Origin of the sequence: Chitinophaga sp., from assembly GCF_035564935.1 — a bacterium.
Classification (GTDB): Bacteria; Bacteroidota; Bacteroidia; order Chitinophagales; family Chitinophagaceae; genus Chitinophaga.
Genome location: NZ_DATMTE010001080.1, coordinates 1 through 2,375 on the forward strand (window position 1 = coordinate 1; position 2,375 = coordinate 2,375).

Consider the following 2,375-nt stretch of genomic DNA (forward strand, 5'->3'; position numbering starts at 1 on the left):
GTTTCAATCTTCTCTGTAGACAGGAATGTAGCTTCGGCCTTAATAAACAGTTGTTCATCATAAGTGCCCAGGTTAATTTTCTGATCAGCTGCATTAAATAAATTCCCCACATCAGAAACACTGCCTGCAGGACTTGTAAGAGAAGCGCCTATTACCCTTCCTACATACTGGCCGCCGGCAATTGTATCTGCCACTACAGCTAAACGTGGATCATTTTTAGCTTTCAGGAAGTTAATAAAGGTACTGGAAGAAACAACGCTTCCCCAATTTTGCACGAACTGATACCAAGGTGATTCAGAACCTGCCCCGGTGGCAAACTGAAAGGCAGCATTTCCTGTTTCATCCGGGAAGGCCTTAGCAATAGCAGTCAATGCCAGGTTAGCCTGCGTTTGCTTATTATGATCAGGCGCGTAACTTAAACGAAGCGCATAACGGGCTTTCAGGAAATAGGCAAATGAAGTCCATTTATCAATGTCACCACTAAAGATCAGGTCTTTCGAATCAGGAACAATTGTGTTATCTTCCTCACCTAACAAACCGATTGCGGCATCCAGCAAACCACCAATGGCTGCATAGATGTCTTTCTGTGAATCATATGAAGGTTTCAGGTTCTCAAATCCACCGAAGGCTTTGGAATAAGGAATATCATTCCACACATCTGTGGTCACCGCCAGGTTATAGGCAATCAATATTTTAGCAACTGCTTCATAATGTTTATGTCCGGCGGTATTGGCCTGGCTTTCCAGTGTTTTCAGATTCTGCAGCACTGCAGGATACATATCAAACGCCCAGGTATTATTTACATCTGATGAAGTTACTGCATAAGAATCCCAGTCGGGACCTGCCTGATTATAAGCCAGTTGCTGTGTCCAGAATGTACTGGTTCTGGCCGGGTAACCACCTGTAATAGCAAAGGCGGTATTAAGCTCAACTCCGGATAACAAAAGTGCATCACTCACTTTTGTAGCACTGGCCGGATCATCATTTACATCGAGGAACTTTTTGCATCCCGCACCGGATAATAAAATGCCCCCTGCTAATATGGATATAATTATCTTTTTGTTCATCATTACTCAGTTTAGAAAGTTAATTTCACGGTTGCATTATAAGATCTGGTAGAAGGTGATACGAAGTTCACCATGCCACCTGCGGAGTTATCACCTGAACCATACAAGCTTAACTCAGGATCGGATCCGGTAAAGTTTGGTGCATATAACCAAAGATTCCTGCCTGCAACCGAAATGGTAGCTCCTTTAATAAAGGTTTTTCCTAACAATTTTGATGGTAAGGAGTAAGCTACTGTTACGTTTCTCAATTTCACGAAGGTTCCATCCTGTACTACGTTTTCGAACATTGTTCTCCAATAGTTCCTGTAGTAAACCTGGTCTGTTTTAATAGCTACTGTATTGGGTTTGCCATCAGCGGTTACACCATCAAGTATAGTAGTTCCTTCCCTGTTATTGGTTCGTACACTTTGACCGGAACCAGTTAAATAGTATTCATCAAAATTGAGGATGTCTCCACCAAAACGGCCATCAAATGTAAATGACAGGTCAATGCCTTTATAAGACAATGTATTAGTTACGCCGCCAATCCATCTTGGTTGTATATTTCCAATGTTAGCATCTCCGGTTTGATCCAGAACAGGATAACCTTTGGCATCTATCAACTTTTCTCCTGTGGAGTATCTTGCCTGCTGGGAGCCAACAATGGAACCATAAGGCTGACCTGCGATGAGGAATATACCCGGAGAAGTAAAGCCGCCGATCTGGATACGGTCAACACCTTCAGACAATTCGTTGATCATACTCTTGTTCCTGGAGTAGTTCACTGCAATGTTCCAGTTAAAGTTTCTTGTTTGTACAGGACTGCCTGTTAAAGTAACTTCCACTCCTTTGTTGGTGATTTTACCCGCATTGATAATAGCGGAATTAAAGCCGGAACCAGCGGAAATTTCAGATGTGTAGATCAGGTCACGGCTGATTTTATTGTAATAGCTCACTTCTAATCCGATACGGTTACCGAACCATTTGGATTCCAAACCAACTTCAAATTCCTTGATGCTTTCAGGTTTTAAACCCGGGTTACCAAGCACATTGTTTTGAGAGAATGCGTTTACTCCATTAAATGGTATGATAACAGTTCCGTCCAAAGCATCTGAGATAGAGGTTTTGAGGAATGGTGTTTTTACCCTGTAAGGAGGGGCATCATTACCAATACCGGTATAACCCACTCTTAACTTACCGAAGGATAACACCTTGCTGTCTTTCAGACCTGGCAGCTCAGAGAAGATGAATGCTGCAGTAGCAGATGGATAGAAATAAGAGTTATTTCCGAACGGCAGGGAAGAAGACCAATCATTTCTTCCGGTTAAT

General features: G+C 42.5%; 2 protein-coding genes. Both read right to left on the reverse strand.

All coding sequences use genetic code 11. The features are described from left to right. A partial coding sequence (locus tag VN105_RS27830) for a SusD/RagB family nutrient-binding outer membrane lipoprotein (RefSeq protein ID WP_325646426.1) occupies nt 1-1,067 on the reverse strand: 1,067 nt, incomplete at its 3' end. A gap of 11 nt (nt 1,068-1,078) precedes the next feature. Further along, nucleotides 1,079-2,375 (reverse strand): TonB-dependent receptor domain-containing protein (locus tag VN105_RS27835; protein WP_325646428.1); only part of this gene is annotated, 1,297 nt, incomplete at its 5' end.